Origin of the sequence: Rhizobium sp. WYCCWR 11128, assembly GCF_013416305.1 — a bacterium.
GTDB classification, from domain to species: Bacteria; Pseudomonadota; Alphaproteobacteria; order Rhizobiales; family Rhizobiaceae; genus Rhizobium; species Rhizobium indicum.
In genome coordinates, this window is record NZ_JACCEZ010000005.1 from 214,319 (window position 1) to 240,920 (window position 26,602).

At 58.9% G+C, this 26,602-nt stretch carries 25 protein-coding genes and 2 pseudogenes; 12 read left to right on the forward strand and 15 right to left on the reverse strand.

All coding sequences use genetic code 11. From position 1 onward, the window contains the following. Nucleotides 1-346: 346 nt before the first annotated feature. The 5 genes and pseudogenes from HX898_RS17855 to HX898_RS17875 form a co-directional block, all read right to left on the reverse strand. Nucleotides 347-2,908: an FAD-dependent oxidoreductase gene (locus HX898_RS17855; RefSeq protein ID WP_180195270.1), complete on the reverse strand. Its 2,562-nt coding sequence runs from the start codon at nt 2,906-2,908 to the stop codon at nt 347-349. A 100-nt stretch (nt 2,909-3,008) separates the two neighbouring features. After that, a pseudogene (locus HX898_RS33250) lies at nt 3,009-3,131 on the reverse strand (bifunctional methylenetetrahydrofolate dehydrogenase/methenyltetrahydrofolate cyclohydrolase); the annotation flags it as partial. A 53-nt stretch (nt 3,132-3,184) separates the two neighbouring features. Continuing rightward, a complete protein-coding gene (locus tag HX898_RS17865) occupies nt 3,185-3,424 on the reverse strand; it encodes a hypothetical protein (protein ID WP_164575672.1) in 240 nt (79 codons plus the stop codon). Between the two features lie 9 nt (nt 3,425-3,433). Further along, nucleotides 3,434-3,694, reverse strand: coding sequence for a hypothetical protein (locus HX898_RS17870; RefSeq protein ID WP_171598094.1), 261 nt, complete (start codon nt 3,692-3,694; stop codon nt 3,434-3,436). A 3-nt stretch (nt 3,695-3,697) separates the two neighbouring features. After that, nucleotides 3,698-4,018, reverse strand: coding sequence for a helix-turn-helix transcriptional regulator (locus HX898_RS17875; RefSeq protein WP_180195272.1), 321 nt, complete (start codon nt 4,016-4,018; stop codon nt 3,698-3,700). A gap of 250 nt (nt 4,019-4,268) precedes the next feature. On the opposite strand from HX898_RS17875, the gene HX898_RS17880 reads away from it, so the two are divergent. After that, nucleotides 4,269-5,330 (forward strand): class I SAM-dependent methyltransferase, encoded by a 1,062-nt coding sequence (locus HX898_RS17880; RefSeq protein ID WP_138389747.1) that lies wholly within the window; start codon nt 4,269-4,271, stop codon nt 5,328-5,330. A 25-nt stretch (nt 5,331-5,355) separates the two neighbouring features. Here the strand turns inward: HX898_RS17880 and HX898_RS17885 are convergent, their stop codons facing one another. Further along, complete coding sequence (locus HX898_RS17885) at nt 5,356-6,381, reverse strand: AraC family transcriptional regulator (RefSeq protein WP_180195273.1); 1,026 nt, start codon at nt 6,379-6,381, stop codon at nt 5,356-5,358. Between the two features lie 60 nt (nt 6,382-6,441). On the opposite strand from HX898_RS17885, the gene HX898_RS17890 reads away from it, so the two are divergent. The 9 genes from HX898_RS17890 to HX898_RS17930 all read left to right on the forward strand — a co-directional run bounded on the left by HX898_RS17890 (nt 6,442) and on the right by HX898_RS17930 (nt 16,813). Continuing rightward, nucleotides 6,442-7,908 carry an alpha-glucosidase/alpha-galactosidase gene (locus HX898_RS17890; RefSeq protein ID WP_180195274.1) on the forward strand — a complete coding sequence of 489 codons (1,467 nt, stop codon included), beginning with the start codon at nt 6,442-6,444 and terminating at the stop codon, nt 7,906-7,908. Nucleotides 7,909-8,031: 123 nt separating this feature from the next. Further along, on the forward strand, nt 8,032-10,119 hold the full coding sequence (locus HX898_RS17895) for an ABC transporter substrate-binding protein (RefSeq protein ID WP_171598090.1): 2,088 nt from the start codon (nt 8,032-8,034) through the stop codon (nt 10,117-10,119). A 177-nt stretch (nt 10,120-10,296) separates the two neighbouring features. Further along, nucleotides 10,297-11,304, forward strand: coding sequence for an ABC transporter permease (locus HX898_RS17900; RefSeq protein WP_180195275.1), 1,008 nt, complete (start codon nt 10,297-10,299; stop codon nt 11,302-11,304). A gap of 1 nt (nt 11,305) precedes the next feature. Then, nucleotides 11,306-12,442, forward strand: a complete 1,137-nt coding sequence (locus HX898_RS17905; protein ID WP_180195276.1) for an ABC transporter permease — start codon at nt 11,306-11,308, stop codon at nt 12,440-12,442. A gap of 10 nt (nt 12,443-12,452) precedes the next feature. After that, a complete protein-coding gene (locus tag HX898_RS17910) occupies nt 12,453-14,120 on the forward strand; it encodes an ABC transporter ATP-binding protein (RefSeq protein WP_130746810.1) in 1,668 nt (555 codons plus the stop codon). Between the two features lie 22 nt (nt 14,121-14,142). After that, entirely contained in the window at nt 14,143-15,513 is a 1,371-nt protein-coding gene (locus HX898_RS17915) for an alpha-glucosidase/alpha-galactosidase (protein WP_180195277.1), read from the forward strand. A gap of 357 nt (nt 15,514-15,870) precedes the next feature. Next, nucleotides 15,871-16,110 (forward strand): DUF982 domain-containing protein, encoded by a 240-nt coding sequence (locus HX898_RS17920; RefSeq protein ID WP_138389742.1) that lies wholly within the window; start codon nt 15,871-15,873, stop codon nt 16,108-16,110. Between the two features lie 64 nt (nt 16,111-16,174). Then, entirely contained in the window at nt 16,175-16,381 is a 207-nt protein-coding gene (locus HX898_RS17925; RefSeq protein WP_138389741.1) for a hypothetical protein, read from the forward strand. 210 nt (nt 16,382-16,591) lie between these two features. Further along, entirely contained in the window at nt 16,592-16,813 is a 222-nt protein-coding gene (locus HX898_RS17930; protein WP_171598086.1) for a hypothetical protein, read from the forward strand. An 821-nt stretch (nt 16,814-17,634) separates the two neighbouring features. Here the strand turns inward: HX898_RS17930 and HX898_RS17935 are convergent. Further along, on the reverse strand, nt 17,635-18,069 hold the full coding sequence (locus HX898_RS17935; protein WP_180195278.1) for a hypothetical protein: 435 nt from the start codon (nt 18,067-18,069) through the stop codon (nt 17,635-17,637). Nucleotides 18,070-18,273: 204 nt separating this feature from the next. Here HX898_RS17935 and HX898_RS17940 point away from each other — a divergent pair, with 204 nt between their 5' ends. Beyond that, entirely contained in the window at nt 18,274-19,170 is an 897-nt protein-coding gene (locus tag HX898_RS17940; RefSeq protein WP_180195279.1) for a GGDEF domain-containing protein, read from the forward strand. Between the two features lie 175 nt (nt 19,171-19,345). On the opposite strand, the gene HX898_RS17945 is transcribed toward HX898_RS17940, so the two are convergent. Further along, a complete protein-coding gene (locus HX898_RS17945) occupies nt 19,346-19,645 on the reverse strand; it encodes a hypothetical protein (protein WP_180195280.1) in 300 nt (99 codons plus the stop codon). Nucleotides 19,646-19,837: 192 nt separating this feature from the next. On the opposite strand from HX898_RS17945, the pseudogene HX898_RS17950 reads away from it, so the two are divergent. Next, nucleotides 19,838-19,942 (forward strand): annotated as a pseudogene (locus HX898_RS17950) (helix-turn-helix domain-containing protein); the annotation flags it as partial. Nucleotides 19,943-20,192: 250 nt separating this feature from the next. On the opposite strand, the gene HX898_RS17955 reads toward HX898_RS17950, so the two are convergent. The 7 genes from HX898_RS17955 to HX898_RS17985 all read right to left on the reverse strand — a co-directional run bounded on the left by HX898_RS17955 (nt 20,193) and on the right by HX898_RS17985 (nt 26,601). After that, a complete protein-coding gene (locus HX898_RS17955; protein ID WP_180195281.1) occupies nt 20,193-20,636 on the reverse strand; it encodes a DUF488 domain-containing protein in 444 nt (147 codons plus the stop codon). A 9-nt stretch (nt 20,637-20,645) separates the two neighbouring features. Beyond that, nucleotides 20,646-21,269, reverse strand: coding sequence for a DUF488 domain-containing protein (locus tag HX898_RS17960; protein ID WP_210273154.1), 624 nt, complete (start codon nt 21,267-21,269; stop codon nt 20,646-20,648). A gap of 97 nt (nt 21,270-21,366) precedes the next feature. Continuing rightward, nucleotides 21,367-22,323, reverse strand: a complete 957-nt coding sequence (locus HX898_RS17965; protein ID WP_180195283.1) for a hypothetical protein — start codon at nt 22,321-22,323, stop codon at nt 21,367-21,369. A 96-nt stretch (nt 22,324-22,419) separates the two neighbouring features. Further along, nucleotides 22,420-23,628 carry a three-Cys-motif partner protein TcmP gene (locus HX898_RS17970; protein WP_180195284.1) on the reverse strand — a complete coding sequence of 403 codons (1,209 nt, stop codon included), beginning with the start codon at nt 23,626-23,628 and terminating at the stop codon, nt 22,420-22,422. 102 nt (nt 23,629-23,730) lie between these two features. Continuing rightward, nucleotides 23,731-24,564: a DUF5131 family protein gene (locus HX898_RS17975; RefSeq protein WP_180195285.1), complete on the reverse strand. Its 834-nt coding sequence runs from the start codon at nt 24,562-24,564 to the stop codon at nt 23,731-23,733. A gap of 238 nt (nt 24,565-24,802) precedes the next feature. After that, nucleotides 24,803-25,615 carry an ABC transporter ATP-binding protein gene (locus HX898_RS17980; protein WP_180195286.1) on the reverse strand — a complete coding sequence of 271 codons (813 nt, stop codon included), beginning with the start codon at nt 25,613-25,615 and terminating at the stop codon, nt 24,803-24,805. Next, nucleotides 25,612-26,601 (reverse strand): ABC transporter ATP-binding protein, encoded by a 990-nt coding sequence (locus HX898_RS17985; protein ID WP_180195287.1) that lies wholly within the window; start codon nt 26,599-26,601, stop codon nt 25,612-25,614. The genes HX898_RS17980 and HX898_RS17985 overlap by 4 nt, the downstream gene beginning before the upstream one ends. Nucleotide 26,602: the final 1 nt, after the last annotated feature.

The following is a 26,602-nucleotide window of genomic DNA, read 5'->3' on the forward strand; positions in this document are numbered from 1 at the left end:
GTGTGAGCGGTTTTCGGACGACATCATGCCTCACTCTTGAATTCTAATGATGGCTTCGCCGCATCCTGACTTCCAATCCGACTGCGAGGCAACCGTAAAATAGCGCCAGCACCCAGAGCATCGGAAGCGGACAGGTGACGGATCTGGGTCACCAGCGACCATCCGAGCCGCCGTTCAGCGTGGCGCTGACGATCAACCTCATGTCTGTGGTGTTCCATCCTTGCGGCGTCACAAGTGCTGGAGCGCTTACAGCGCCGCGCGTCTTTTAAGACACGCGGCGCTGTAACACTTTCAATCCTCGCACGTGCTTTCCGAAAATCGATTCCGATTTGCGGGGCCGATGCGCTTAGGTGCGCGGCTTCAGATTTTCTGGGTCATAGATCGGCTTGTACCCGACGCCGACAACCTCCACCGGATAGCTCTCGGCAAAATACTCGACATTCAGCCTGCGTCCGACCTGGCAATGCGACCAGGGTAGATAGGCCAAAGCAATGTTCTTTCCGACCGTCGGGCCGTAGGCGACCGAGGTCGTGTACGACCGACGGCCAAGCTCGTCGACCAGAACCTCTCCGGTGGCGGGATCGACAACCGGCATGCTGCCGACGGGATAACGCTTCACGCCTGACTTGTCGGTATTCTCGGTCATCACAAGGGTGCAGAGCATGGCCGGCTGGTGCTCACGCGCCTTGTATTCCAGATGTTTTGCCTTGCCGCGGAAATCGGCTTCCTTGACCTTCGGACGGGCGAGATCGGCTTCGATCAGGTTGTACTGGGTCAAGAGGTCGGCGTTCTGCAGGCGCAGGCTCTTTTCCATGCGGCGCGAGTTTGCATAGGTTTCGACGCCGAAGGCCATCACACCGGTCGAGCGCAGCGCATCCCAGACGGCGAGGCCGTCCTCATACTTCATGTGCAGTTCCCAGCCCTGCTCGCCGACATAGGAGATGCGGAAGGCGGTGATTGGCTTACCGGCGATTTCGATCGGCTTGATCGCCGCAAAGGCGAAGTTTTCCTGATCGAGCCCGGCCGGATCGGCCACGGCCTTCTTCAGCGTGTCGCGCGCGTTCGGCCCCCAGATGCCGATCGTCACGAATTTTTCCGAGACGTCGGTGATGATCACGTCAAGGCCGCGGTCTTCGGCGACGCGCTTCATATAGTGCAGGTCGCGCGGGCCGGCATCGGCGCCGTTGACGAGACGGCACCGGTCGGCCATGCGGAAGACGGTGAAGTCAGCGCGCACCATGCCTTCGTCGTCGAGGAAGTGGGTGTAAACGCCCTTGCCGATGTTCGCATCGCCACCGACCTTGGCGGCGCACAGCCATTCCATCAGTTCGACATGGTCAGGTCCCTCGATATCGACCATGTGGAAGTGGCTGAGGTTGACGATGCCGCAATCCTCGCTCATCGCCAGATGCTCGGCATTCGAAACGCGCCAGAAATGGCGGCTGTCCCATTCATTCTCGCGGACCGGGACGCGGTCGGCGTATTTCTCCAGAAGGTGCTCGTTGGCGGCGTAGCCATGCGCACGCTCCCAGCCGCCAAGTTCCATGAAGTAGCCGCCGAGCTCCTTTTCGCGCTCGTAGAAGGGCGAGCGCTTGGCGTTGCGGCCGGATGCATAGGGTTCGCGGGTGTGAACAGCCGGGAAATAGATCTTCTGGGCGGCTTCGTAGCAGCGGCCCTCGATGAACTCTTCCGTCAACTGATGCGGATAGAAGCGAGCGTAGTCGATGCTGTTGTGATCGATTTCAGTGCGGCCATCGGTCATCCAGTCGGCGATCAGCTTGCCATAGCCCGGGCCGTCCTTGACCCAGATGGCAACGCAATACCAGAGACCGCGCACCTTCTGGCTCTCGCCGCAGGATGCGCCGCCGCCGGCCGAAACCTGCAGCAGGCCGTTGAAGGAGTGACCCTCGTTATAGCCGAGTTCGCCGAGGATCGGCGTCAGTTCCATGGCGCGCTCGAGCGGCTCGATGATCTGTTCCATCTCGAGGTCACGCTGCGAGGGCGAAAGGCGCGCTTCGTGTTTTTCGAGAATATCGCGCGGATGGCACATGCGCGGATTGGTAGCTTCGTAATAGCCCCACTCGATCTGGCCGCCCTCCGTCGTTGCCGGGTCGCCGGTATCGCGCATATAGGCGGAGTTGCCCTGGTCGCGCAGCAGCGGGAAGCCAATTTCCTTGCCGGTGCCTTCGAATTCGTTATACGGACCGAAGAAGGTAAGCGGGTGGTCGACCGGCATGACGGGCAGGTCTTCACCGACCATCTCCGCGATCAGGCGCCCCCAGAGGCCGGCACAGACGATGACGTGGTCGGCCATGATCGTGCCGCGATGGGTGACGACGCCCTTGATGCGGCCGCCTTCGACGATCAGCGACTTGGCCGGCGTGTTGCCGAACACCTGCAGCTTGCCGGCCTTTTCGGCGGCATCGACCAGTTTGCCGGCAACCGTCTGCGAGCGCGGAATGACGAGGCCGGCATCCGGATCGTAAAGGCCGCCCATCACCTGATCTTCCTCGATCAGCGGGAATTTCTCCTTGATCTCGGAAGGGCTGACATAATGGGCGCGCGTGCCGAAAGCGCGCGCCGAGGAAAGCTTGCGCTTGATTTCCTCCATCCAGGCATCGTCGCCGGTGCGCGCCACTTCGAGGCCGCCGATGCGGGCGTAGTGCCCCATCTTCTCGTAGAAATCGATCGAATATTGCGTAGTCCAGACGGAGAGATAGTCGTGGCTCGTGGTGTAACAGAAGTCCGAGGCATGGGCTGTCGAGCCGATATCCGTCGGTATGCCCGACTTATCGATGCCGACGATATCGTCCCATCCCCGCTCGACGAGATGATGTGCGATGGAGGCGCCGACGATACCGCCGAGCCCGATGATGACGACCTTTGCCTTTTCCGGAAATGCTGCCACGTGCTGTTCCTTCTATTTATCGCACGAATTAAAATGACCTAGCCGCGCTTGACGTACGCTTCGCGCGTGAGATGCAGGAGCCATGTCAGCGGTAGGGGTGTCACATTTGCCGAAATAGCGGAACCCCCAGACCGCTCTGCATGGACGCTGCGATGAGGGTATTATGCATAAGGCTGATGATCGTCATTGGTCCTACGCCGCCTAGTAACGGTGTAATTGCGCCAGTCCGGATCGAGGCGGCGAGACAACCGCAAAACAGCGCCAGCGCCGCGAGGATCAAGGCGCTGCAATCGCTGCAAGTCGGTCGATGTCCACCAGCACGATGTCTTCGGAAACAGGCTCGCGATTGTGCAGCCGGAACCATTCCGCTGCTTCCCGCACGCGCTCTCCATGCGGCGGCGGATAGGCGCCAAGTCCGAGAACCCATTCCCGCACGGTCTCGCGCTCCATCCGCCCGGCCCGGTATCGATCGCAGACGGTTTTCGCCGATGCGACGAGATCATTGATGCTTTTCACAAATATTCCTCAATGCACGGATGGTTCTTCATCTTCGAGAAACGATCGGATGCCGTCCCGCGCGACGATGGCCAGGAATTCGTCGAAGGCATCCCGGTCAGTCGCAAATGGCTCGTCCCAGCGGATCAGATCTTCCGCCTGCGTGACCACCTCCATCGTCCAGTCTTCATTGCTGCCCGATGTACGGAAGATATCGACGAGCACGGTGATCCCGTCATCGGTGAATTCTCCTGCCAGTTCGGAGTGTTCGAGCTTTTCTTTCTTTGCCATCATTCAGCCACCTGCACCGGGCGGTGCGTCGTTTTTGAGATATTCTTCATATTGAACCGTCTCGGTCTCATTCGTGTCGATCGACGCATCGGCGCGTTTTGCAAGGCGAACACCTGCACCCCCGCCATTTTCGGGGATGAAAGCAACACCTGCGCCTTCCAGGGCGTGTTTCATATCCTGAAGGGTTCGTTCGTAGGGAGAGCGCTTCCCGGCCTCGAAATTAGCAATCGTCGCTTTGGCGACTTTTGAGGCCGACGAGAGATCGTCCTGAGACCAAGCCAAGAGGGCACGAGCGGCGCGGCATTGAGCGGAAGATAGACGCAAAACAATAACCTTGCATCAAAAGTGTGATTCTGCCTCGGGGAGATTATATTAAAAACGTAATCTCGATACAAGCGATGATGAGAGCGGGTGCATGACGGCACAGCATGTTGTGAGCCCTGGAATGGGCACGCCTATTCCATTCTTTCGGCCTTTAATACTCCACGCTCATCTATCGAACGACCAGGTTGATTGACTGAATATTATTAAAGTCTAATTTAGATTACCTTTATCACGCACCCGGGAGGTAACAATGCGTGAGCCAGATATGCAAAAACTCGATGCGCTTGTCGGCCGTCTTGTTGGGGACGTCGGCGCCGCCATGTCAGGTGCCTTGGTCGTGCTTGGCGACCAGGTCGGAATCTATAAGGCGATGGCCGACGGAACGCCGATGAGCGTCCAGGACCTTGCCGCGAAAACGGGGATAAAGGAGCGTTATCTCAGGGAATGGCTGAGCGCCCAGGCGGCTGCCGATTATGTCGCTTACGATGAAAAGACCGATCGTTTCAGCCTGACGCCGGAACAGGCGATGGTGTTTGCCGAGGAAAACAGCCCGGCCTTTTTCGTCGGCGCCTTCGAGGTCGTGCAATCCATGTGGATGGACGAGTCAAAGGTCGCCGATGCTTTCCGTACCGGCAAGGGTCTCGGCTGGCATGAGCACAGCACCTGCCTTTTCCGAGGCACCGAACGGTTCTTTCGCCCGGGCTACAACAGCCATCTCGTGGCCGAATGGATTCCGGCTCTTGCCGGGGTCGAGGCAAAGCTCAAGGCCGGCGCCAGTGTCGCCGATGTCGGCTGCGGTCATGGGGCATCGACCATCCTGATGGCGCAGGCCTATCCCGCCTCCCGCTTTACCGGCTTCGACTATCACGGCCCGTCGATCGAAAGAGCAAAGGCCGCCGCGAAGGATGCGGGTGTTTCGGACCGCGTGACCTTCCAGCAGGGCTCTGCGGCGGAATTTCCGGGGCGCGGCTATGATATGGTCGCCATGTTCGACTGCCTTCACGACATGGGCGATCCGGTCGGCGCCGGCCGGCATGTCAAGGAAACGCTTGGGCCGAACGGCACGTGGCTCATCGTCGAGCCCTTTGCCCATGACCATCTCAAGGACAATCTCAACCCGGTCGGCCGCGTCTATTACGGAGCGTCGACGATGATCTGCACGCCGGCGTCACTCTCCCAGGAGGTGGGGCTTGGGCTCGGCGCACAGGCGGGAGAAATGAAGCTTCGAAAGGTCGCGCTCGACGCCGGATTCACGCATTTCCGCCGCGCCACGGAAACGCCGTTCAACATGGTGTTCGAGGTGCGGGCCTGAAGGTTCTGGGTTGCCAGGCGGCCGGCTATCTCAGTTTTCCGATGCTGGCATACATGCCCGTCGTGCGGAATTCGGTGGGATTGGTGCCGTAGACGCGGCGGAAGACCTTGGAGAAATAGTTGGGGTCCTCGAAGCCGCACATGATGGCGACTTCCTTGACCGGCAGGAAGTCGGCCTTGGTCAGAAGCTTGACGGCGCGCTGCAGGCGTTGCTGCAGCACGAATTCGGCCGGCGGCATGCCCTCGCTCTCGGCAAAGCTGCGCGAGAAATGCGCGCGGCTGAGGCCGACGATGCCGGCAAGCTCGCTGACCGGCAGCGGCTTTTCGAGATTGGCATTGATATGGTCGATCACCGGCTGCATGAGGCTGAGCTCGGCGGCAAAGGCCGGCGAGCCGAAGACGTCGTCGTAAAGCGCCATCGCCGCTTCATAGGCAATCGCCGAGGCAGCACCCGGCGACGTCGCGCCCTTGACGAGGCGCAGGCTGCAATCGGCGAGATGGTCGATGGTCGAGGGCTGCAGCTTCAGCACCGGGCCGGCGGTGGAAAGCACCATCTGGTGGATGCGCAGCGTTTCCTCGCCATTCATCGAGATCCAGAAATATTCCCAGCGATCGCCCTTCTCCAGCCAGTAGCGATGATTGTGCGGCACCAGAACGAGCAGCGTGTCGCCGCCCTGAAGGCGATAGTTGCGGTGCTGGTAGCGCAGCTGGCCGCTGCCGCTGATCGTGTGCTGCAGCACGGTGAAGGGCGTCTGGCCGCGCCGGCGGCCGTCCCAGTCATAGCTCTCGTTCTCGCGCACTTCGTAGCCGGCGCTGGTCGGCATGGCGTGCAATCGCTGGCGGCCGCGGGGCAGCGAAACCGTCCTCATCGACTGTCCGTTGGCGATCAAATCCTGCAGCACAAATTTACCCCTGAAAGCATAATCCTTCTCTGGTCGCCCTGCCGATTTCGGGCATAATCCCGGCCGACAAGAGGAAGAGACCACGGCCGATAGAGCGGCCGGGAGGAAAAAGGCAGATTTTACGGCGTTTTCAGCCACATGCGTCAGCATGCGGCCTGATCCTCCATAACCTTCTTTTCCTTAGCATTCGATTGGGTCGAGGTGAAGATCATGAGTTTCAAAATCGCTATCATCGGTGCGGGCAGCGTCGGTTTCACCAAGAAGCTGTTTACCGATATATTGTGCGTTCCCGAGTTTCGCGACGTCGAATTCGCGCTGACGGATCTCAGCGAGCATAATCTGGAAATGATCAAGGCGATCCTCGACCGCGTCGTCGAGGCGAACGGGCTGCCGACGAAGGTGACGGCGACGACCAACCGGCGCCAGGCGCTGGAAGGCGCGCGCTACATCATCAGCTGCGTCCGGGTCGGTGGGCTCGAGGCCTATGCCGATGATATCAGAATCCCGCTGAAGTACGGCATCGACCAGTGCGTCGGCGATACGATCTGTGCCGGCGGCATTCTCTATGGCCAGCGCAACATCCCGGTCATCCTCGACTTCTGCAAGGATATCCGCGAGGTCGCCGAGCCCGGCGCGAAATTCCTGAACTATGCCAACCCGATGGCGATGAACACCTGGGCGGCGATCGAATATGGCAAGGTCGACACCGTCGGTCTCTGCCACGGCGTCCAGCATGGCGCCGAACAGATTGCCGAGGTGCTCGGCGCGAAGTCGCTGAGCGAGCTCGACTATATCTGCTCCGGCATCAACCACCAGACCTGGTTCATCGACCTGCGCCTCAACGGCCGCAGGATCGGCAAGGACGAACTGGTCGCCGCTTTCGAGGCGCATCCGGTCTATTCGCAGCAGGAAAAATTGCGCATCGACGTGCTGAAGCGTTTCGGCGTCTATTCCACCGAAAGCAACGGCCATCTCTCGGAATACCTGCCCTGGTATCGCAAGCGGCCGGACGAAATCACCCGCTGGATCGACATGTCCGACTGGATCCACGGCGAGACCGGCGGCTATCTCCGCCATTCCACCGAAACGCGCAACTGGTTCGAGACGGAATATCCGCAATTCCTGGAATCCGCCGCAAAGCCGATCGATCCCGCCAAGCGCTCGAACGAACATGCAAGCCATATCCTTGAGGCGCTGGAGACGAACCGGGTCTATCGCGGCCATTTCAACGTCAAGAACAATGGTGTCATCACCAACCTGCCGTCCGATGCGATCATCGAATCCCCCGGCTTCGTCGATCGCTTCGGCATCAACATGGTCTCCGGCGTTACCCTGCCGGAAGCCTGTGCAGCCACCTGCATCGCCTCGATCAACGTCCAGCGCATGTCGGTGCATGCGGCAATATCGGGCGATATCGACCTCTTGAAGCTTGCCGTGCTGCACGATCCGCTGGTCGGCGCCGTCTCGACGCCGGAAGAGGTCTGGCAGATGGTCGATGAAATGGTCGTTGCCCAGGCGCGCTGGCTGCCGCAATATGCCCATGCCGTGCCGGCCGCCAAGGAGCGGTTGTCGAAATCGAAGGTGCAGACCCGCGACTGGGCGGGGGCCGCACGCCGCAACGTTCGCTCAATCGAGGAGCTGCGCGCGGAAAAGGCGGCGCTGAAACAGGCCGTCTGATTTTCTTGAAGGATGGGTCGTCATGGGTTTCCGGGAGGGAAATCCATGGCGTCAGGCCCGCTTTCATGTCGTTCGAGGAAAAAGGAGCCGCGTGATCGCGCTCCGGAACAAGAGGGAGAAACGATGATGAATTTCCGTAACGCAGGCATCCTGGCCGGACTGGCGCTCAGCGTCTCAGCCGCGGCGCTGAATGCATATGCCTCCGAGCCAACCATCCCACCTGCACCGGCGGACTTTCCGGCCGAAGGCAAGATCAACTATGTGGCGCGCGACTCCATCCTGGAGTTCAAGGCGCTGCCCGAATATCACGAGCCCGACTGGGTCACGAAGAATTTCGTCGCCACCGGCAAGCTGCCGCCGGTCAAGGATCGCCTGCCGAAGGAGCCTATGGTCTTCAAGACCGGCAATATGCCAGACGGCATCGGTGTCTACGGCGATACGATGCGCCACGTCATCGGCGGCCGGCCGGAAGGCTGGAACTATGGCGCCGGCCAGACGCAGGGCTGGGGTGGCATCGATATCGGCCTTTCCGAATGCCTGACGCGCACCGCGCCGCTGTTCCAGGTGCAGGCCTCAGACACTGAGCCGTTGCCGAACCTCGCCAAGAGCTGGGATTGGTCGCAAGACGGCCATAAGCTGACCATGCACCTGATCGAAGGCGCCAAATGGTCGGACGGCGCGCCGTTCAATGCCGACGACATCATGTTCTACTGGGACGATGAAGTCGTCGACCCGAACGTCTCGCCGCTCGGCGGGGGGGCCTCGCCGGAAGCCTTCGGCGCCGGGACGACGCTGAAGAAGGTCGACGATTACACCGTCGAATGGACCTTCAAGGAAGCTTTCCCGAAGCAATATCTCTACACGATGTCCTACCCGAATTTCTGCCCGGGTCCGTCGCACATCCTGAAGGCGAAGCATCCGAAATATTCGAAGAACACCTACGACCAGTTCAAGAACGCCTTCCCGCCCGAGTTCATGAACATGCCGGTCATGGGCGCCTGGGTACCGGTCGAATATCGCCCGGACGACATCATCGTCATGCGCCGCAACCCCTACTACTGGAAGGTCGACGAGAAGGGCGATCAGCTCCCCTATCTGAATGAGCTGCACTACAAGCTCTCGACCTGGGCCGACCGTGACGTTCAGGCCGTGGCAGGATCCGCCGATTTCTCGAACCTCGAGCAGCCGGAAAACTTCGTCGCCTCGCTGAAGCGTGCCGCGGAAGAAACGGCGCCCGCCCGCCTTGCCTTCGGCCCGCGCCTGATCGGCTACAATCTCCGCATGAACTTCTCCGCCAACGGCTGGGGCAGCCCGGACGAGCGCGGTGAGGCGATCCGCGAGCTGAACCGCAACGAGGACTTCCGCAAGGCCGTCACCATGGCGCTCGACCGCAAGGCAATCGGCGACTCGCTGGTCAAGGGACCGTTCACCGCGATCTATCCCGGTGGGCTCTCCTCCGGCACCAGCTTCTACGACCGCAACTCGACCGTCTACTACCCCTTTGATCTCGAGGGCGCCAAGGCGGAACTCGCCAAAGCCGGTCTTAAGGACACCGACGGCAACGGCATCGTGAACTTCCCGGCCGGGACGCTCGGCGGCAAGGATGTCGAAATCGTCATGCTGATCAACAATCAGTACACGACCGACAAGAGCCTTGCCGAAGGTGTCGTCGGCCAGATGGAGAAACTTGGGCTGAAGATCGTCATCAATTCGCTCGATGGTGCCAAGCGTGACGACGCCCATTATGCCGGCCGCTTCGACTGGCTGATCCAGCGCAACACGACGGAACTGTCGTCGGTGGTGCAGAATACCGAACAGCTTGCCCCTGTCGGCCCGCGCACCAGCTGGCACCATCGCGCCGGCAAGGATGATCAGCTCGATCTGATGCCCTTCGAAAAGGAGCTTGTCGACGTCGTCAACAAGTTCAGGACGAGCCAGAACAACGACGAGCGCGTCGATCTGATGAAGCAGTATCAGAAGATCTCGACGGAGCATGTCAACACTGTGGGCCTGACGGAATATCCGGGCGCGCTGATCGTCAACAAGCGGTTCTCCAACGTGCCCCAGGGTACGCCGATCATGATGTTCAACTGGGCTGAAGATTCGGTGATCCGCGAACGCCTGTGGGTGGCCGCCGACAAGCAGGGCAAATACGAGCTGTTCCCCGAACAGCTGCCCGGCAAACCCGGCGAAAAGGGTCCCATAAACTGATGCATGCCGCCCGGAAACAAAGAGTTAAAGCGCGTCGCATGTGATGCGACGCGCTGGAGAGCTCCCTCCCAGCTGAAGTGAGCTTCCGGCCGCGCGTGCAGCGCGCGGCCGGGCAAAACCAACAAGCCGGCCGCGCTGACAAGGAGCGACTGGCGGCAAGGAGAAGCGAACCGTTCGATGTTACGATTCCTGCTCGTGCGCATAGCCTCTGCGATCCCCATTCTCTTCATCCTGAGCGTGGTGACTTTCGCGATCATCCAGGCCCCGCCCGGCGACTACGCCGATTACATCCGCTCCCAGCTGATCAACCAGGGCGGCGCGTCCTATGCCCAGGCCGAAGCGCAGGCGCAGCTCTACCGGGTTGAACATGGCCTCGATAAGCCGCTGGTCGTCCAGTACGTCAACTGGATCGGCGGGATCGTGACGCGCGGCGATTTCGGTTACAGCATGTTTTACAACAAGCCGGTCGCCGATGTCGTCGGTGAACGCCTGCCGCGGACATTGCTTCTGGCGCTTGTCTGCCATCTCTTTGCCTCGGTGCTCGGCATCGGCTTCGGCATCTGGGCGGCGACGCGCCAATACAGCTGGATCGACAGCCTGCTTTCGGGGATTTCCTTCCTCGGCATGACGGTGCCGCGCTTCCTGATGGCGCTGATCATCGTCTATCTCCTGGTCTTCCAGCTTAACGTCACCGAGATCGGCAGTTTCTTCTCGCCGCAATATGGCGGAGCGCCCTGGTCATGGGCGAAATTCGTCGACCTGGTTCACCATGTCTGGCCGGTCGTGGCGATCGCCACCTTCGGTGGGCTCGCCTACAATATGCGCGTCATGCGCGGCAATCTGCTTGATACGCTGAATGCCCAATATGTCGAGACGGCCAAGGCCAAGGGGCTTTCCGGCGCGGCCGTGGTGATGCACCATGCGGTACCGAATGCGCTGCACCCGCTGGTGATGTACCAGGGCGTCGTGTTGCCCTACATGCTGACTGGCGAGATCGAAACCGCGATCATTTTCGCATTGCCGACCGTCGGCCCGGCGATCGTCGGCTCGATGGCGGTCGGCGACGTCTATGTCACCGCCACCTTCATGATGGTGCTGTCGGCGACGCTGATCGTCGGCAACATCATCGCCGACATGCTGCTCGCTTTGCTCGATCCCCGCGTCCGCCAATATGGAGGAGCCTGAGATGTTGGCTTTCGACTCTTCTGCAACGCCGCCGACAACCGACATCGAGACCAAAAAACAATCGCGTGGGCATGAGAGCTATATCGCCCTTGTCTGGCGCCGGCTGAGGCGCTCCTGGACCGGCATGGCAGGGCTCGTGCTCGTCGTGCTGCTGCTCGTCATGGCGATCTTTGCCGATTTCTTTGCGCCGATGGACCCGAAGGCGACCGATGTCGGCTTCGCGCCGCCGCAGGTGATGAGCTTCCACGACAAGGACGGCAATTTCGTCTTCCAGCCGCGCGTCTACGCGCTGTCGGATTCCGAAGAGCTCGACCCGGTCACCTTCCAGCCGATCGTCGGCATCGACTACGACAATCCGAGGCTGCTCGGCTTCTTCGTCAAGGGCGCCGTATACCGGCTTTTCGGCCTGATACCGGCCAACCGGCACTTTTTCGGCTCGACAGATGGCCAGCCGGTGCATTTCCTCGGCACCGACAAGTTCGGCCGCGACGTGCTGTCGCGCGCCATCATCGGCTCGCGCATCTCGCTGACGATCGCCCTGACGGTGGTCTTCATCGTCACCATCATCGGCACGACCGTCGGCATGGTATCCGGCTATTTCGGCGGCACCTTCGATGTCTGGCTGCAGCGTTTCGTCGAACTGGTGCTCGCCTTCCCGCAACTGCCGCTCTATCTGGCGCTGACCTCGCTGATCCCGGTGACGGCGCCGACCAACGTCTTCCTTGCCTTCGTCATCGCCGTGATGTCGGCGCTCGGCTGGGCGCAGATGTCGCGCGAGGTGCGCGGCAAGACCTTGGCGCTCGCCCGCATCGATTATGTCCGGGCGGCGATGGCCGTCGGCGCCACCGACACGCGCATCATCATGCAGCACATCTTCCCGAATGTGATGAGCCACGTCATCGTCGCGGTGACGCTGCATATACCGAGCGTCGTGCTGCTTGAATCCTTCCTCGGTTTCCTCGGCTTCGCCGTCAAGCCGCCGCTGATCTCCTGGGGTCTGATGCTGCAGGACACGGCGACCTATTCGGTGATCGGCTCCTATCCCTGGATTCTCTCCCCCGTCGGCTTCGTGCTCATCACCGTCTTCGCATTCAATGCGCTCGGCGACGGATTGCGCGACGCCGTCGATCCTTATTGAGGTGATTGATATGGCTCTTGCACTGGTCAATTCCTTCGCCCCGCCCGTCCGCCACGACCATGATGGCCGTTCGGACACGCCGATTATCGACGCCCGCAATGTGGCGGTGAACTTCAAGGTCGAAGACGGCATGGTCGAAGCCGTCAAAGACGTCTCCTTTCAGCTCTATCGCGGCGAGACGATCGCGATCGTCGGCGAATCCGGCTCCGGCAAGTCGGTAACGGCGCGAACGGTGATGGGGCTGTTGTCGAAGCGCGCTGTCGTCTCCGAGAAATCGACGGTTGCCTATGACGGCAGCAATATTTTGAAATTCTCCGAGCGGGCGCGCCGCAAGCTGCGCGGCGACCGCATCTCGATGATCTTCCAGGAGCCGATGAGCTCGCTCAACCCGATCTATACGATCGGCAGCCAGATCGTCGAAGCGATCCGCGTCCATCGCCGGATCAGCAAGAGGGATGCGCAAAAGCGGGCGCTCGAACTGCTTGAACATGTGCAGATCCCCGATCCCGCCGCGCGGCTCATGCAATATCCGCATCAGCTGTCCGGCGGCCAGCGCCAGCGCGTGATGATCGCCATGGCGCTTGCCAACGATCCCGATGTGCTGATCGCCGACGAGCCGACGACGGCGCTCGACGTCACCGTTCAGGCGCAGATCCTGAACCTGATCCGCAACCTGCAGAAAGAACTGGGGATGGCGGTCATCCTCATTACCCACGACCTGACCGTGGTGCGGCAGTTCTCTGATTACGTCTATGTGATGCAGTACGGCGAAGTGCGCGAGCACAACACCACCGAAGCGCTGTTTGCCAATCCGCAGGACGCCTATACCAAGCATCTGCTCGCCTCCGAGCCGCGTGGCCAGGCCAATCCGCTGCCCGAAGGGTCGGATGTCATCCTCGATGCCAAGGGCGTGCGCGTCTCCTTCATGATGCGTCACGGTACCTTTCTCAAGCCGGCGATGCGTGAGCTTGTCGCCGTCGATAGCCTCGACCTGACGCTGCGCCGTCACGAGACGCTGGGGCTGGTCGGTGAATCCGGCTCCGGCAAAACGACGTTCGGCCAGGCGATCCTGCGGCTGAACACGCCCGACAGCGGTGAGATCCATTTCGACCATCAGCCGATCCACGGCCTTTCCAGGGCCGAGATGCGGCCCTTGCGCGCCCGCATGCAGGTGGTGTTCCAGGATCCTTTCTCATCGCTCAATCCGCGCATGACGATCGGCCAGATCATCGAGGAAGGGCTCGTCGTCAACAGGCTGGGCGCAACCAAGGGTGAACGGCAGGACCGGGTGCGCGAAGCGCTGATTGCCGCCGGCATGCCGGGCAATATCCTGTCGCGCTTCCCGCACGAATTCTCCGGCGGCCAGCGCCAGCGCATCGCCATTGCCCGCGCCATCGCGCTGGAACCGGAATTCATTCTGCTCGACGAGCCGACATCGGCGCTCGACCTTTCCGTCCAGGCGCAGATCATCGAACTTCTGCGCAAGCTGCAGGACGAGCGGGGCTTAAGTTACCTGTTTATCTCCCACGATCTCAAGGTCGTCAGGGCGCTCTGCCATCGCGTCATCGTCATGCAGCATGGCAAGATCGTCGAAGAGGGTCCCGTCAACGAAGTTTTATCCCATCCCAAGACCGCCTACACCGAACGGCTCGTCAAGGCCGCTTTCGAGGTAGCATAATTGCCGAATGCCGGAGGTTATAATGGCAGCAAATCCCAAAATCACGTTCATCGGAGCAGGCTCCACCGTCTTCATGAAGAACATCGTCGGCGACGTGTTGCAGCGTCCGGCCCTGTCGGGTGCGACGATCGCCCTGATGGATCTCAATCCGCAGCGGCTGGAAGAAAGCGCCGTCGTCGTCAACAAGCTGATCTCGACGCTCGGCGTGAAGGCGAAGGCGGAAACCTATTCCGACCAGCGCAAGGCGCTTTCGGGCGCCGATTTCGTCGTCGTCGCCTTCCAAATCGGCGGCTATGAACCCTGCACGGTCACCGATTTCGAGGTGCCGAAGAAATACGGGCTGCGCCAGACGATCGCCGATACGCTCGGCGTCGGCGGCATCATGCGCGGGCTTCGCACCGTGCCGCATCTCTGGAAGGTCTGCGAGGACATGCTCGCCGTCTGCCCCGAGGCGATCATGCTGCAATATGTCAACCCGATGGCGATCAACACCTGGGCAATCGCCGAGAAATATCCGACCATCCGCCAGGTCGGTCTCTGCCATTCGGTGCAGGGCACGGCGATGGAACTGGCCCATGACCTCGACATCCCCTACGAGGAAATCCGCTACCGCGCGGCCGGCATCAACCACATGGCCTTCTATCTCAAATTCGAGCATCGCCAGCCGGACGGTTCCTATCGCAACCTCTATCCCGACCTGCTTCGCGCCTATCGCGAGGGCAGGGCGCCGAAGCCCGGCTGGAACCCGCGCTGCCCGAACAAGGTGCGCTACGAGATGCTGACGCGGCTCGGCTATTTCGTCACCGAAAGCTCGGAGCATTTCGCCGAATACACGCCCTATTTCATCAAGGAGGGCCGCGAGGACCTGATCGAGAAATTCGGCATTCCGCTCGATGAATATCCGAAGCGTTGCATCGAGCAGATCGAGCGCTGGAAAGGCCAGGCGGAGGCCTATCGCTCGGCCGACAAGATCGAGGTCGCGCCGTCGAAGGAATATGCCTCCTCGATCATCAACTCGGTCTGGACCGGCGAACCCTCGGTGATCTACGGCAATGTCCGCAATAATGGCTGCATCACCTCGCTGCCGACCAATTGCGCCGCCGAAGTGCCTTGCCTCGTCGATGCCTCCGGCATCCAGCCGACCTTCATCGGCGACCTGCCGCCGCAGCTGACCGCGCTGATCCGCACCAATATCAACGTCCAGGAACTGACGGTGCAGGCTCTGATGACCGAGAATCGAGAGCACATCTATCACGCCGCGATGATGGACCCGCATACGGCCGCCGAACTCGACCTCGACCAGATCTGGTCGCTGGTCGACGATCTGCTCGCCACCCACGGCGACTGGCTGCCCGAATGGGCACGCACGGCTCGCAAAGTCCAGGCCGCCTGACCCCCTCTCCCAGGTGAGGCGTCAAGAAGCCCCGCGGTCGCAACAACCGCGGGGTTTTTTGTGTGGGGATGGGGCGTTTTGCGATTTGGGGACGTGACTCGCCTGGCCGGATCGACATCCTGTCACCACTTTCTTGAATGCACCTTCAGAGCCGAATCGAAGGCGCTTAACCGAAGATAAGGCGAAGCTTTCGAAGCACGGCGGTAGGACGCAGCGCGACAGCGACGGCTATCGCGAGCGGTTGTTGGGTTAAAACGAAAGAGCCTCATGCTGCTGCCGAAATTCCGGCCGGATCGTCCGCTTGGAACAGATCTTCCTAATATACGTTTGTGGGAAGCCTGCCCCACGGAGGACGCCATGATCAGCATCTGGGATGCGAACGTCGAATTGAAGATAGATGATCGTTTTCACGTCATCAGGAGCGCTCGAGAGGCGGTCGCATTTTTGAAGAAATCCTGGCCCGACAACAGAAGCCCGAGCTACGCGACAGCGCGGAAGGTATGCCTGGACGCGGCGAATGGCGTTGTTCCCGGTGCGGAAGCGCGAGCTGCGTTTGAGGCTGCGGCGAAGGAGGCCGGCATCCTGCGACAAACTTAGGGATTACCTTGTTCGTTGCCTGCCATCGAACAGGAGGTGCTGGCGCAGTGCCATGAGGAGCGACATGACAGAGATTGATGCACTCCGCCAGGAAATCTATCGGCTTGCCGCGGCGGCCGAAGCTGACTCAGAAACAACGTCGAATTTGAAGGCGCTGGCCGTGCAGCTCTGGGCAAACTTCGACGAATTCACGGTCGAGGACCTGGAAGATATACTGAGGGACGAATGGAGAACTCGCGGACTGCCGTTCAACGACAACGCGGATATGTAGGCGCTTCTGGAATTGGAGACGTCTGTGCTACCTCAGAGGCCGCTTTGCTGCGTTCGCAATCAGGCCCCTAGCTGACCTTTGTTCGATCTATGACGCATGCTACTCGTGAGCAGTGGCGCCGATATTTTCCGCGCGTCGGGTTCCCAAAATTATGGTACTTGAAAGTACCTAAAATGTCCCTATAGTCGGATCCCTTGGGGAAAATCGGCCATGGACTTCGCACTCCTTTTCAACCTGTTCCGGAAGCCCAAGCAGGCTAGCGTCACTGACGTCACACTCTGGCACAAGCACGAGACACTCCTCCCGGTGCCACTCGTCGACGCCGCCGCCCGAAACCCATCGGGACAAATCTGGCGCCGGCTGAACGGTGTGCAATGGGAATATATGCAGGACCCCGAAACGATTGAAGAATTCGATGCTCGACAGTATTGAGGCTCAAAGCCCAACTGTCGCACGGAACCTAGAGCAATTCCAGCAAAAGTGCGCAGCGGTTTTGCGTCCGGAATTGCGTAAAAACAAAGAGATAGAGCATTTCCGTGATTCGGAGAAAAACGGAAACGCTCTAGCCTCCGCATTTGTCACGTCGGCTGCGGCCCAGCATCATCGTCATGCCTTCCTCCGCGGACAGCGACGATGATATCGGATCGAGCGCCGAGGTTGGTTCGTCGTAAACAGCCAGGCCGTGTTTCTAAAGCGGTCGAAACACTCTCGATGGGCTAGTAACCGCCTATCTCACCGCGAACCGGGCCTATCCCCTGCGGCTGTGCATAGGTTGTGTTGTCCGATCCGCTAGTTGCGCATCCTGCGAGTGTCATGAAGACGATTGCTGCTGCGGCCAAAATGTTTTTCAGAGGCACGGCGTTCTCCGATCATGGCAGGCTGCCCAGGCCTCAAGGGCCATGCCGAGGATTTTCCGTTAAATCACCTACAATGGCAAGCGCGTGGTTAGCTGGCGGTAAGTAGCGATACGGCCTCTTCAAGCGCCTCCCTGACGGGATAGTCGCTCGGCGAGGCATCTTTCCCCAGCACGCTGACATAGATGTGGGTGCTGCTGGTGAACGCCCTGACGCAAGTCCCTAGGGGGCGTGGTCGGCCAGCGCTGAAGCAGTTGGTTCCTGCTGACCAGCAGGAACCAACTGCTTCAGAAATCTGCCCCTCAAAATGTCAGCGATAGTCGATGCCGCAGGAGCAACGACCCGACGGGGATCGATGCATCCCCGACCAGCACGTCAGATGGTGGCCTTTAGCTTCAATCAGGCAAACCACGCACGAAGCTGAGCGAAAAACCCGTCTGGTTTGGAACCTGACATCTTCCGCAAACGGCGAGCGACTGTTGCCGCGCTGACGCGTTCACCGAAATGGCAGAAGCAGACAAGATCATGCAATTGCTCATCGCTGAGTTCGAAGAACCGTTTGGCTTCTCCATAGCTATCATTTTCCATTCCTGCCGCGCGCAGAATGGGATCAGCGAATGCAACGGAGATCGGGGTGCCGTCATCCCTGAGAGCAAGCCGATCGGCCATCGGCTGATATTCGGTTTCGTGCAGCGTCTTGAGAAACGGTCTGGGGCTGCATTCGAGACTTTCGGCCCAGCGTTCAAGCCGTTCGCGCCGCGTTATTTCAAGGCGCTTGCAGGTCGTGCTGACCTTTGCAATGGTTTTCAACTGATCGAGTGCGTACTGTTCCATTTCGGCCTCCTATCTCCGGAAAAATAGATGGTCCGCCTCCCGAAAACAGCGTCGCTCAGGTCGCAGCCGATGTCCAATCACGATTGAAAACGGCATCTCGTTGACGTTTCCGTAATCACTGCAGGCGCCTTTGCTTGCTGACTGGCTCTTTTCTCATAGGGTTTCTGCGCCATCTCATCCCAAGGCAACCAGACAGGGTTCGGTATGGACGAGATATTCGAACAGCTTCTGCACCTTTCCGCACGCACCGAAACGCTGATTGCCGTTTACGATGGTGATGACCGGCTGCGATACGCCAACAGCGCCTTTCGCTCGGCCTATTTCATCGAGCCGGATGAAACTCCACTCTGGCCGGATCTCATGCGGCGCAATTTTGAGCTGCGGCGAGGCACAGTCATTCAGACGAGCAATTTCGACGAGTGGCTGCGCTCGACACAGTCGCGCCGTGGCAAGATCGGCTATCGCGCATTCGAGACGGACCTCTGCGATGGCCGCTGGTTCTGGATGACCGAGGCGGTCCAGAAGAACGGCTGGATGTTGTGCATTGCGAGCGACATCACCAGTTTGCGAGCGCATGGCAGGACTGTCCGGCAAGATCGCGATCAGGCGATCAAGGCGTCTTACACCGACGAACTCACGGGTGTCGCCAACCGCCGCTTTGTGATGGCGCGCGTCGACGACATGCTGGCGGCCGCCCAGCATGGAAACAATGGATGCCTTGCCGTGTTCGACATCGACAATTTCAAACACATCAACGATCGGCTTGGTCACCAGGCCGGGGATGTCGTCCTGCGCGATTTTGCGCATCGCATTCATCAGAATGTTCGCCGCAACGATTGTTTTGGGCGGGTCGGCGGAGAAGAGTTCCTTCTCGTGATGCCGGCAACCGGGCCGGAAGACGCCATTACTATCGTCGAGTGCATGCTGACGGTGATCCGCTTCTCCCGGCCTCTGCCTGAATCTCCCGACTTCAGCTACACCTGTTCTGCCGGCATCGCCGCTTGTGCCCCGTCAGACAGCGCGTCGGACCTTTACCGACGCGCCGATCAAGCACTCTATGCGGCCAAGTTAAGCGGCCGGGACAGGGTGCGCGCGGCGTAGGCGCCTATGCATGTCGCTCGGACGTGTGCAGCGGTTCCGGGACAACGACATGCATAAAACAAAAGCTATCCGGTTGAACCTCAATTTGATCAGACGAAGTCGTCGTGCCGAAGTCGTGGCCGACGGCATCTGGACCTGGTCGCTGAGACAGGAACCATTGGTACTGCGCGATCGCTTAAATCCCCGACCCGTAGAGCTCCTGGTCATCGTCGCCTTCCCAGGGGGAGGGCATCGAGGTGCGGTTGGCCGAGGGCATCGGCATCCAACACTTCAATTCCGGCTCGGCATATTCGATGATGTGTCCGGGTGAGGAATCAGAGGCGCGCCAGCCTTCTCCACCGAACTGATCGCCATTCGACCAATAGGCGAGGTCAACTTCTGCCGGCCCCTGTTCGGACGGGCGAATCGTGACGAGGATCCGGCTACCGTCTCTCGGTGCGCTTGCCATGTCGCGCCAGCGGTCTGTGTCGTCCATCGTTTTCCTCCTGCCTCGCTGCAGCTTGCGAGTGTCGCCTCGCCATCGGAAACGGTCAATTGAAACTTTGCAGAACCTATCGTCTGTCGATTGACTAACCGTAATCCACGTTGGCGTGACAGACGGCAAATTTCGGCTTCCATTGGCCTCCGAGGCGTCGGCCTCGTATCGGACGCCGACCGCCGACATCCAAGAACGCTCGGGGTGGCGCCGCAGGCGGCTCGGCGGATTGTTGATGAGCTCGGTCTTTGCGAGATGACGGACAGGGGAAGGTTTCGGGCGTCGGGGATTGTCTGATGGGAACTAGACGTTGAGCCAGCGAGTTTTCGGTTTCGTTTAGTATCCGGCCTGCTCCGCTTGCCGAATAGACGAGCAGCGACAGCACGATCGACTCAAGTACTGGCTCGCTGAGATGCCAGACTCCCGGCGGCTGGTTAATTTGCGCGACGCGCTCGTTGGGTCTGGCGCGGCCAACTTCAAATTCAGCAAATCGGCTAAGATGACGCTTTTCGGCTGCGCTCGATATCTTGGTTATCAGCCGATATTGTTAAAGGTGTTTTACCTTCAATGTGCCGCCCCACTTGTCATTGAGGTATTCACAGACCAATCGTCTATGGCAATGATGGGGCGTGTCTTCGGAACACAGCAAGCATGTCCCCTCGAACATGTCCGGCTTCAAGCGGTTCTCTATCTGCCGTTCCGACATCAAGCGAAGGAACTGGCCTTGATAGACGTTCCAGTCCCCTTTATCCCGTTTGAAGGCTTTCAGAATGTCATCAGTCGGCGCCAGGAGCGGCTGATGGACATATTGTGCGCCACAGATTTCCTTCAAAAAATATGCGAGGTCGTCCGCTTTGGCAAAACCAGCAAGTTGGGAGGTGTTGTGCAGCCTGACGTCGATCACCTTCTTCACACCAGCTTGTTTAATTCGATCGAAGAATTTTGCAGCGTTTGTTTTTGTAAAACCGATCGTCGACACGTTGACCGTCATAAAATTCCCTTACTCAGCCGGAATCCTTTGTTCCACGCTGCTGTTTCGTTCTGCATAAGCCACCTTCATCGCTCTGTCGCGATAGGCTTTAATCAATCTTTCCTGTGGCGTCTCGAAAAAATCTCCGTCCGAGCGGCCTGCCATTTCCAGCAATCTTGATTCGATCTGGCCATGCGAGACTACTCGGCCGTTTCCCAAAATATGGCCTAGAGAAATGCCCTTTTCAGACAATGCCCGGCCGACGAGGAGGCAGCGATGGCAGTCGAGAGGGTCATGTTCGGAGCACATTAGGGCTATGCGATATTTCCTGGTCCCCTCTATGACGCGATCCAGCCCTTTTTCGAACGTTTCCGTGCGGGCCATCTTTTCATAATCGGCTACGCCGTCACAAAAAAACTGCTTGTCCTTTGGCCTGCCACCCAACTCGTCACCAAGAAAAACATAGGCAATGTTATCCGTTCGCAGTTCTTCTTTCAGAGCCTCGCAATTGAAGTGTGGAAAATGCCTGGAAAACGGCGCGCTCCGCACATCGGCGACTGCAGTTACGCGAGCGCCTCGCAGCTTCCTAAGGAAATCCTCATACGATTGGGTCGAGTGGCCGATCGTCAGCACTTCCACCTCGCTACCGGCCATCGTCACCTCTCTTTAGAATTTCTCCCAGCCGTAGTCACAGCCTTGATAACACCAGTCTATCATGCCGCCTCCCTCTCGTCGCCAGGAAAGCCAGTTTCTACGCTGCCGGCGGAAGGAAGACGGCGGCGATCAGCTTGTAGGCATATCCGTTGTACGCATCGCCCAAGCTCATGCACAGCAAAGCCTCGCCCACGGCATAGTCGCCATCCTTGCCCGCAAAATATTGGTTTTCGATTTTCGGATCAGTTATCGCGACACGATAGTTGTGCCCCGAATACTGAAATTCGCCACGAACCTTCCGTTTCGCATTTTGGAAGGCAGCCCCCTCGACACTGACGCTAATCGTCAAGTTCGTGACATGAATTAGGCAAAGAGAGCCTCCGAATGCTTTAACGACGTTAGCCGCCCGTGGTTCATCGACCCGATCATTCACACCGCTTGTGCTGGAGGACCAGTTCTCCCACAGAGGTCCTTCTATCTGATCGACGAGTGGCAGGATATCCGCCCAAGCCACTTGCCCAGTTTTCGCCCAATGAAAACTGTCGTCGATCAAATGATTCTCGATCTGATAGGCGTGTGGCGAAACCGCCTTCATGGGAACATTAATAACGTCGAAGAGCGCCGGAAATTCCCCGTTTTCGAACCGGCGATCATCTTCGGAAAGCTCACCAGATGGCCGACCGCTTACCGGCCGAATCCAGTGTCCTTTGTTCGGCCCATCGACGAGTTTACCGGCAACGCATCGCCCTGACGTTTTCCGAGATTTTGCCAGACAGATGATACTTAAAATGTATTTCGGTACAGTCACAGTGAAATCCCCCAAGACGATATCGCGTGTTAACGCGCAACCATACATAAGTATGCTCGCTAGGGTTTCAATGGGTCGATATGTCCTTGGTATCGAAGAGAAGGTATCGACCATCTCGTGGGCGAGGTTGGCAAAGCCGATAAACATGGTCGCCAGAGCTACTTCGTCATTAGAGCGTAAATGAAACCGGCGTAATTGGAAGGCTGACCAGCCGACCTCGGAAATCTGCAATCTGATGACGGCCAAACTGGGCGATCTGAAGATTTGACTCTTCGCGAGCGAGGCCGAAAGCGGCAGGCACGACATGAGCACTCAAACATAACCATGCCCGTGCCTGCAACTCTATCTGCTGCCAAGCGACCAGAGCTTCGGCTGTTGGGCAACACCAATGGTGTCGCGATATACAGGCAATGACGTACGTTTCGTTCCATTTCCCTCGTTTCGGAGGTCCAGCTCTTTCTCCTCGACCAAGAATGCCGTCACCTTGTCAATGTCGGCGAGGCGAGCGGGCGTTTCGTTGGCGATGGACGTGACGAAATCTCCGTATGGAACCGAGATGTTGCCATGGACATCCCGCATTCTCCGCATGAAGTCGTCAGCGAGGCGATCTTTCATAACCTCCTCGTCCTTGGCGCCGAACCAAAAATCCGGAGCGCCGTCCGGATCTATGTTCGGATTGAAGCCAAGCATTTCCAAGCCACCGTGCCCTTGATGCAAGGACTGGTTATTGATCAGCCAATGGCTGTCGACCATCACATTTCGCGCCTTGAGATGGTTTGAGAGATGAACCAGCCACAGGTCTTTCCGGGCTTCTTTCGAGCGCAGGAAAAACGGGCTTTGAAATCTAGCTTTGGTCGTCTCGGAAATGTGTCGCAATAGCAGACGCTGAATGACGTAGCGTCCACCTTGCTCGTCCTTGAAGCGGAGATATTCCCGAAGCTGCTCTTCTGAAATTTCGATAGGCGAGACGCGCTTCAACGTTTCTGGCTTATCGGTCAGATAGTCTATCAGCCAACCCACCGCAAAGGTGAGAATGCATTCTGCTGCGCTGAAGCGCAAAATTTTCCGAACCGTTTCGAAAGCAACGTCGGAGTAGCCTTTCTGATCCAACAGAAAGATTGACCGCCCAACCCCACGCGTGGTCCGGCCTTCAATACGACGACAAATATCTGGGAAGACCTTTTCAAAATCGGCGTTATACAGGAAGATTGATCGGTCAAGCTGGTCGAGGTAACCTGCCTTGATCAGTTCTGCGCGCAAAAACTCGACGTGATCCCGTTTACTGTCAACGAAATGATACTCCGCATCGATCGTCAAAGGTTTGGTTCGTGCAACATTTGCTATCCGTTCGGCCTTTGCAACGGACTCGAGAAACAAAAATGGGGTGCCGCTTACGATTGAGCCGTTATCCGTAAATCTCCCGCCGCCGCAAAAACCATCAACAAGAGTAATGCGCTGCCGGTCCTGAGCATGATTTACGAGAATTGCGGGAAAGTAACTTTCTAGATAACGCGCGATGAGCCGAAGCTTTGCATCACTGTGCGCGCTCAACGAAGGTGCCGTTGAACCGATCTTCCAGCCGAATTCAGCGATTGCCGCGACTCCTATTGTTAATCAACAACAGGTTGCGACTGCGTTACAGCCCTGTCAAGGTCAGGCGGCGTTTGCGCTCTTCTTATCACCAACCGGAAAGCGCCGGACTAGCTCTCCGTCCAGCAGACCACCGCCCTTGCCAAATGGGTCAAGATCTTTAATCTCTGCAACTGAGACACCTTTTTCCTGGACGAGGGGATTGTTTCCCGGGGCGCCCCATTGTTTGTGAAATGCAGCTATCCCGAGTGCATCGCAATCTGCGACAATGTCCCTGACCCAGTTGCACATCATCGGACGTGCACCCGGGCCGCTTTCCCCGCCGCTGATCAGCCAATCGGGCCTGGGATCTGATTCTGAAATACGAAGGGGGCCGATCGCCGGCTCATATGAAACAAACCAAACTTGGGCGGGAACCTCGTGGATGACATGTTTGCGTTGATCAAATCGGACCTGATCTTCGGCCGTAAAGCCCAGCCAAACGTTTGAATAGCCCTTAGTGCCCCAATCTGGCGGAAGCATCTTCTTGATGTTTTGCGGACGCTTCGTAAGGAGTTGCCAGTCTAGCGAGGGCGTCGCCCGGATGACCTGGAACAGGTCGATTCGCCAAGCCGGATCAGCCTGATTATCGAAAACATCGGCAAGTGATGCGCAGAAAACTCTTTGCCTGCGGCCGTGAGCTGCAGCGAATTCCCCCGACTTGCGCTGCCATATATGCGGTGACCGCCAATAGCTCTCAGTCGTCCGCTTGCGCGGTGAGTTGCCCCACTTGACCTGACCTGATCGCTTCGACCACGCTTCCGCATAGCAATGATCGCAGCCGGGGCTGATATTCGTGCATCCAGTCCATGGGTTGAAGGTGTGGTCAGTCCATTCGATTGTTGAATTCATCGCCATGGGCGAGACCCTTCATGCAAAGCAGCGGTTGAATCTACCTTGGTTTTCGATGATGACCAAACGATTAAAATACGAACAATTTTCGCCGATGAAGGGGCGGTTCACTTTCCCTTCTTGGCGAGCCTGTCTAATATTTGCAACGCATTGAAACGCCGATCTGCATCTTTTCTCAAATAGCAGGTCCGCTGGTTCCAATTGTTCAAGGCGACCTCTTTCACAGGCATCTTCCCCGCAGCCCTTACACCGCCGCACTAAAATCCGCCGCAAGCACCGCATCCTTCAGCGCCCGCGAATACTCATGCTGCGGATCATCCAACACGGCCCGCGCCTGTCCACGCTCGACGATTTCGCCTTTGCGCATGATGATGATGTTGTCGCTGATGTAATAGGCGGTGGCGAGGTCGTGGGTGATGTAGACGATGGAAAGACCGAGCTCGTTTTTCAAGCGGGCAAAGAGATTGACGATGGCCATGCGCAGCGATGCGTCGACCATGGAGACCGGTTCATCGGCCACCAGCAGGCGGGGTTGCGGGATCAGCGCGCGGGCGATGGCGACGCGCTGAAGCTGGCCGCCTGACAGTTCGTGGGGAAACCGGCCCTTCACTTCTTCGAGGGTCAGGCCGACATGGACGAGTGCGGCATCCGCCATCCGCTCCGCCTGCTGCCGGTCCGGCCGTTTTCCCGAGAACGAAAAATTGAGGGCCGTCTCGAAGAGATAACGGTCGACACGTTTCAGCGGATTGAAGGCTTCGAAGGGGTTTTGCAGAACCGGCTGGACCTCCTTCATGAAAGCCTTGCGTTCGGCTCTGCTATGGATGGCAACGGTGCTGCCGCTGAATTGAAGCTCGCCTTCCGTCGGTTCGGTCTGGCCGAGGATCATTGCCGCGATCGTCGATTTCCCCGAGCCGGATTCGCCAACGATCGAGAGGATCTCCGGCTCCGCTCCGAGTTCGAAGCTGACGTCCTTGACCGCCGTGATCAACCGCCGGCCGAGCATGCCGCCCTGGCGGTAGACTTTCGTGACATGCGAGAGGCTAAGAAGAGCGCTCAAACCTGATCTCCCGTAACGGCAAAACACGCCACGCGCCGCTGCGGCTCGACGGTGACGAGCGGCGGAACCTTCTGCGAGCAGATCTCCATGCGCTTCGGACAGCGCGGGTGAAACCGGCAGCCTTCCGGCGGCATGGCGAGGTTCGGCGGGCGCCCCTCCAGCGAAGGGCGGGCCGTCGCATCGCCGATCCGCGGCAGGCTGCCGACAAGGTGCTGGGTATAGGGGTGGAGCGGTTTGCTGAAGAGTTTGGCGGTCGGCGCTTCCTCGACGAGGCGCCCGGCATAGACGATGCCGATGCGGTCGGAGACCGTCGCGTGAACCCCCATGTCATGGGTGACGAACAAAAAGGACGAGCCCATCTCGCGCTGGATTTCGCGGATCATCGACAGCACGTCGCGCTGAACGATCACGTCGAGCGCGGTCGTCGGTTCGTCGGCGATGATGAATTCCGGCGTCAGGATGGTGGCCAGCGCAATGGTCATGCGCTGGCGCATGCCGCCGGAGAGTTCGTGGGGATAGGCGTCGAGCAGATGCGGATCCAGCTTCAGCCGCTGCAGATGGGTGGCGACCCTTTCGAAAAACTCGGCCTTGCCGACCTTCATGTGGCGAAAGGCGAAATCGGTGAAGGAATGACGGATCCGGCGCACCGGATTGAGCACATTCATCGAGCCCTGCATGATATAGGACAGATGCCGCCAGCGCAGCGCCAGGCGCTCTTCCGGCTTCATCGCGTAGATATTCTGGGTGCCGCCGTCGAAATGGAATGTCACTTTCCCCGACACGACCCTCAGCGGCGGCCGGATCGCCCCGGCAATGGTCTTGATCAAGGTCGTCTTGCCGCTGCTCGATTCACCGGCAACGCCATAGACCTCGCCGCGGGCAATCGTCAGGCTGATATCGTCGACGGCGCGCACCTCACGATCGACGCCGTAGAGGAAGGCACGGTAGTAGGCTTTCAGGTTCTCAATTTCGACCAAAGGATCCATA

What these genes read in the sequence shown, in the direction of transcription:
- HX898_RS17870 (WP_171598094.1), bottom strand. Translation starts at nt 3,694, where the DNA reads ATGGCAAAGAAAGAAAAGCTCGAACACTCCGAACTGGCAGGAGAATTC.
- HX898_RS17880 (WP_138389747.1), top strand. Translation starts at nt 4,269, where the DNA reads ATGCGTGAGCCAGATATGCAAAAACTCGATGCGCTTGTCGGCCGTCTT.
- HX898_RS17885 (WP_180195273.1), bottom strand. Translation starts at nt 6,381, where the DNA reads ATGCTGACGCATGTGGCTGAAAACGCCGTAAAATCTGCCTTTTTCCTC.
- HX898_RS17890 (WP_180195274.1), top strand. Translation starts at nt 6,442, where the DNA reads ATGAGTTTCAAAATCGCTATCATCGGTGCGGGCAGCGTCGGTTTCACC.
- HX898_RS17895 (WP_171598090.1), top strand. Translation starts at nt 8,032, where the DNA reads ATGATGAATTTCCGTAACGCAGGCATCCTGGCCGGACTGGCGCTCAGC.
- HX898_RS17900 (WP_180195275.1), top strand. Translation starts at nt 10,297, where the DNA reads ATGTTACGATTCCTGCTCGTGCGCATAGCCTCTGCGATCCCCATTCTC.
- HX898_RS17905 (WP_180195276.1), top strand. Translation starts at nt 11,306, where the DNA reads ATGTTGGCTTTCGACTCTTCTGCAACGCCGCCGACAACCGACATCGAG.
- HX898_RS17910 (WP_130746810.1), top strand. Translation starts at nt 12,453, where the DNA reads ATGGCTCTTGCACTGGTCAATTCCTTCGCCCCGCCCGTCCGCCACGAC.
- HX898_RS17915 (WP_180195277.1), top strand. Translation starts at nt 14,143, where the DNA reads ATGGCAGCAAATCCCAAAATCACGTTCATCGGAGCAGGCTCCACCGTC.
- HX898_RS17920 (WP_138389742.1), top strand. Translation starts at nt 15,871, where the DNA reads ATGATCAGCATCTGGGATGCGAACGTCGAATTGAAGATAGATGATCGT.
- HX898_RS17925 (WP_138389741.1), top strand. Translation starts at nt 16,175, where the DNA reads ATGACAGAGATTGATGCACTCCGCCAGGAAATCTATCGGCTTGCCGCG.
- HX898_RS17930 (WP_171598086.1), top strand. Translation starts at nt 16,592, where the DNA reads ATGGACTTCGCACTCCTTTTCAACCTGTTCCGGAAGCCCAAGCAGGCT.
- HX898_RS17935 (WP_180195278.1), bottom strand. Translation starts at nt 18,069, where the DNA reads ATGGAACAGTACGCACTCGATCAGTTGAAAACCATTGCAAAGGTCAGC.
- HX898_RS17940 (WP_180195279.1), top strand. Translation starts at nt 18,274, where the DNA reads ATGGACGAGATATTCGAACAGCTTCTGCACCTTTCCGCACGCACCGAA.
- HX898_RS17945 (WP_180195280.1), bottom strand. Translation starts at nt 19,645, where the DNA reads ATGGACGACACAGACCGCTGGCGCGACATGGCAAGCGCACCGAGAGAC.
- HX898_RS17955 (WP_180195281.1), bottom strand. Translation starts at nt 20,636, where the DNA reads ATGACGGTCAACGTGTCGACGATCGGTTTTACAAAAACAAACGCTGCA.
- HX898_RS17960 (WP_210273154.1), bottom strand. Translation starts at nt 21,269, where the DNA reads ATGGCCGGTAGCGAGGTGGAAGTGCTGACGATCGGCCACTCGACCCAA.
- HX898_RS17975 (WP_180195285.1), bottom strand. Translation starts at nt 24,564, where the DNA reads ATGGCGATGAATTCAACAATCGAATGGACTGACCACACCTTCAACCCA.
- HX898_RS17985 (WP_180195287.1), bottom strand. Translation starts at nt 26,601, where the DNA reads ATGGATCCTTTGGTCGAAATTGAGAACCTGAAAGCCTACTACCGTGCC.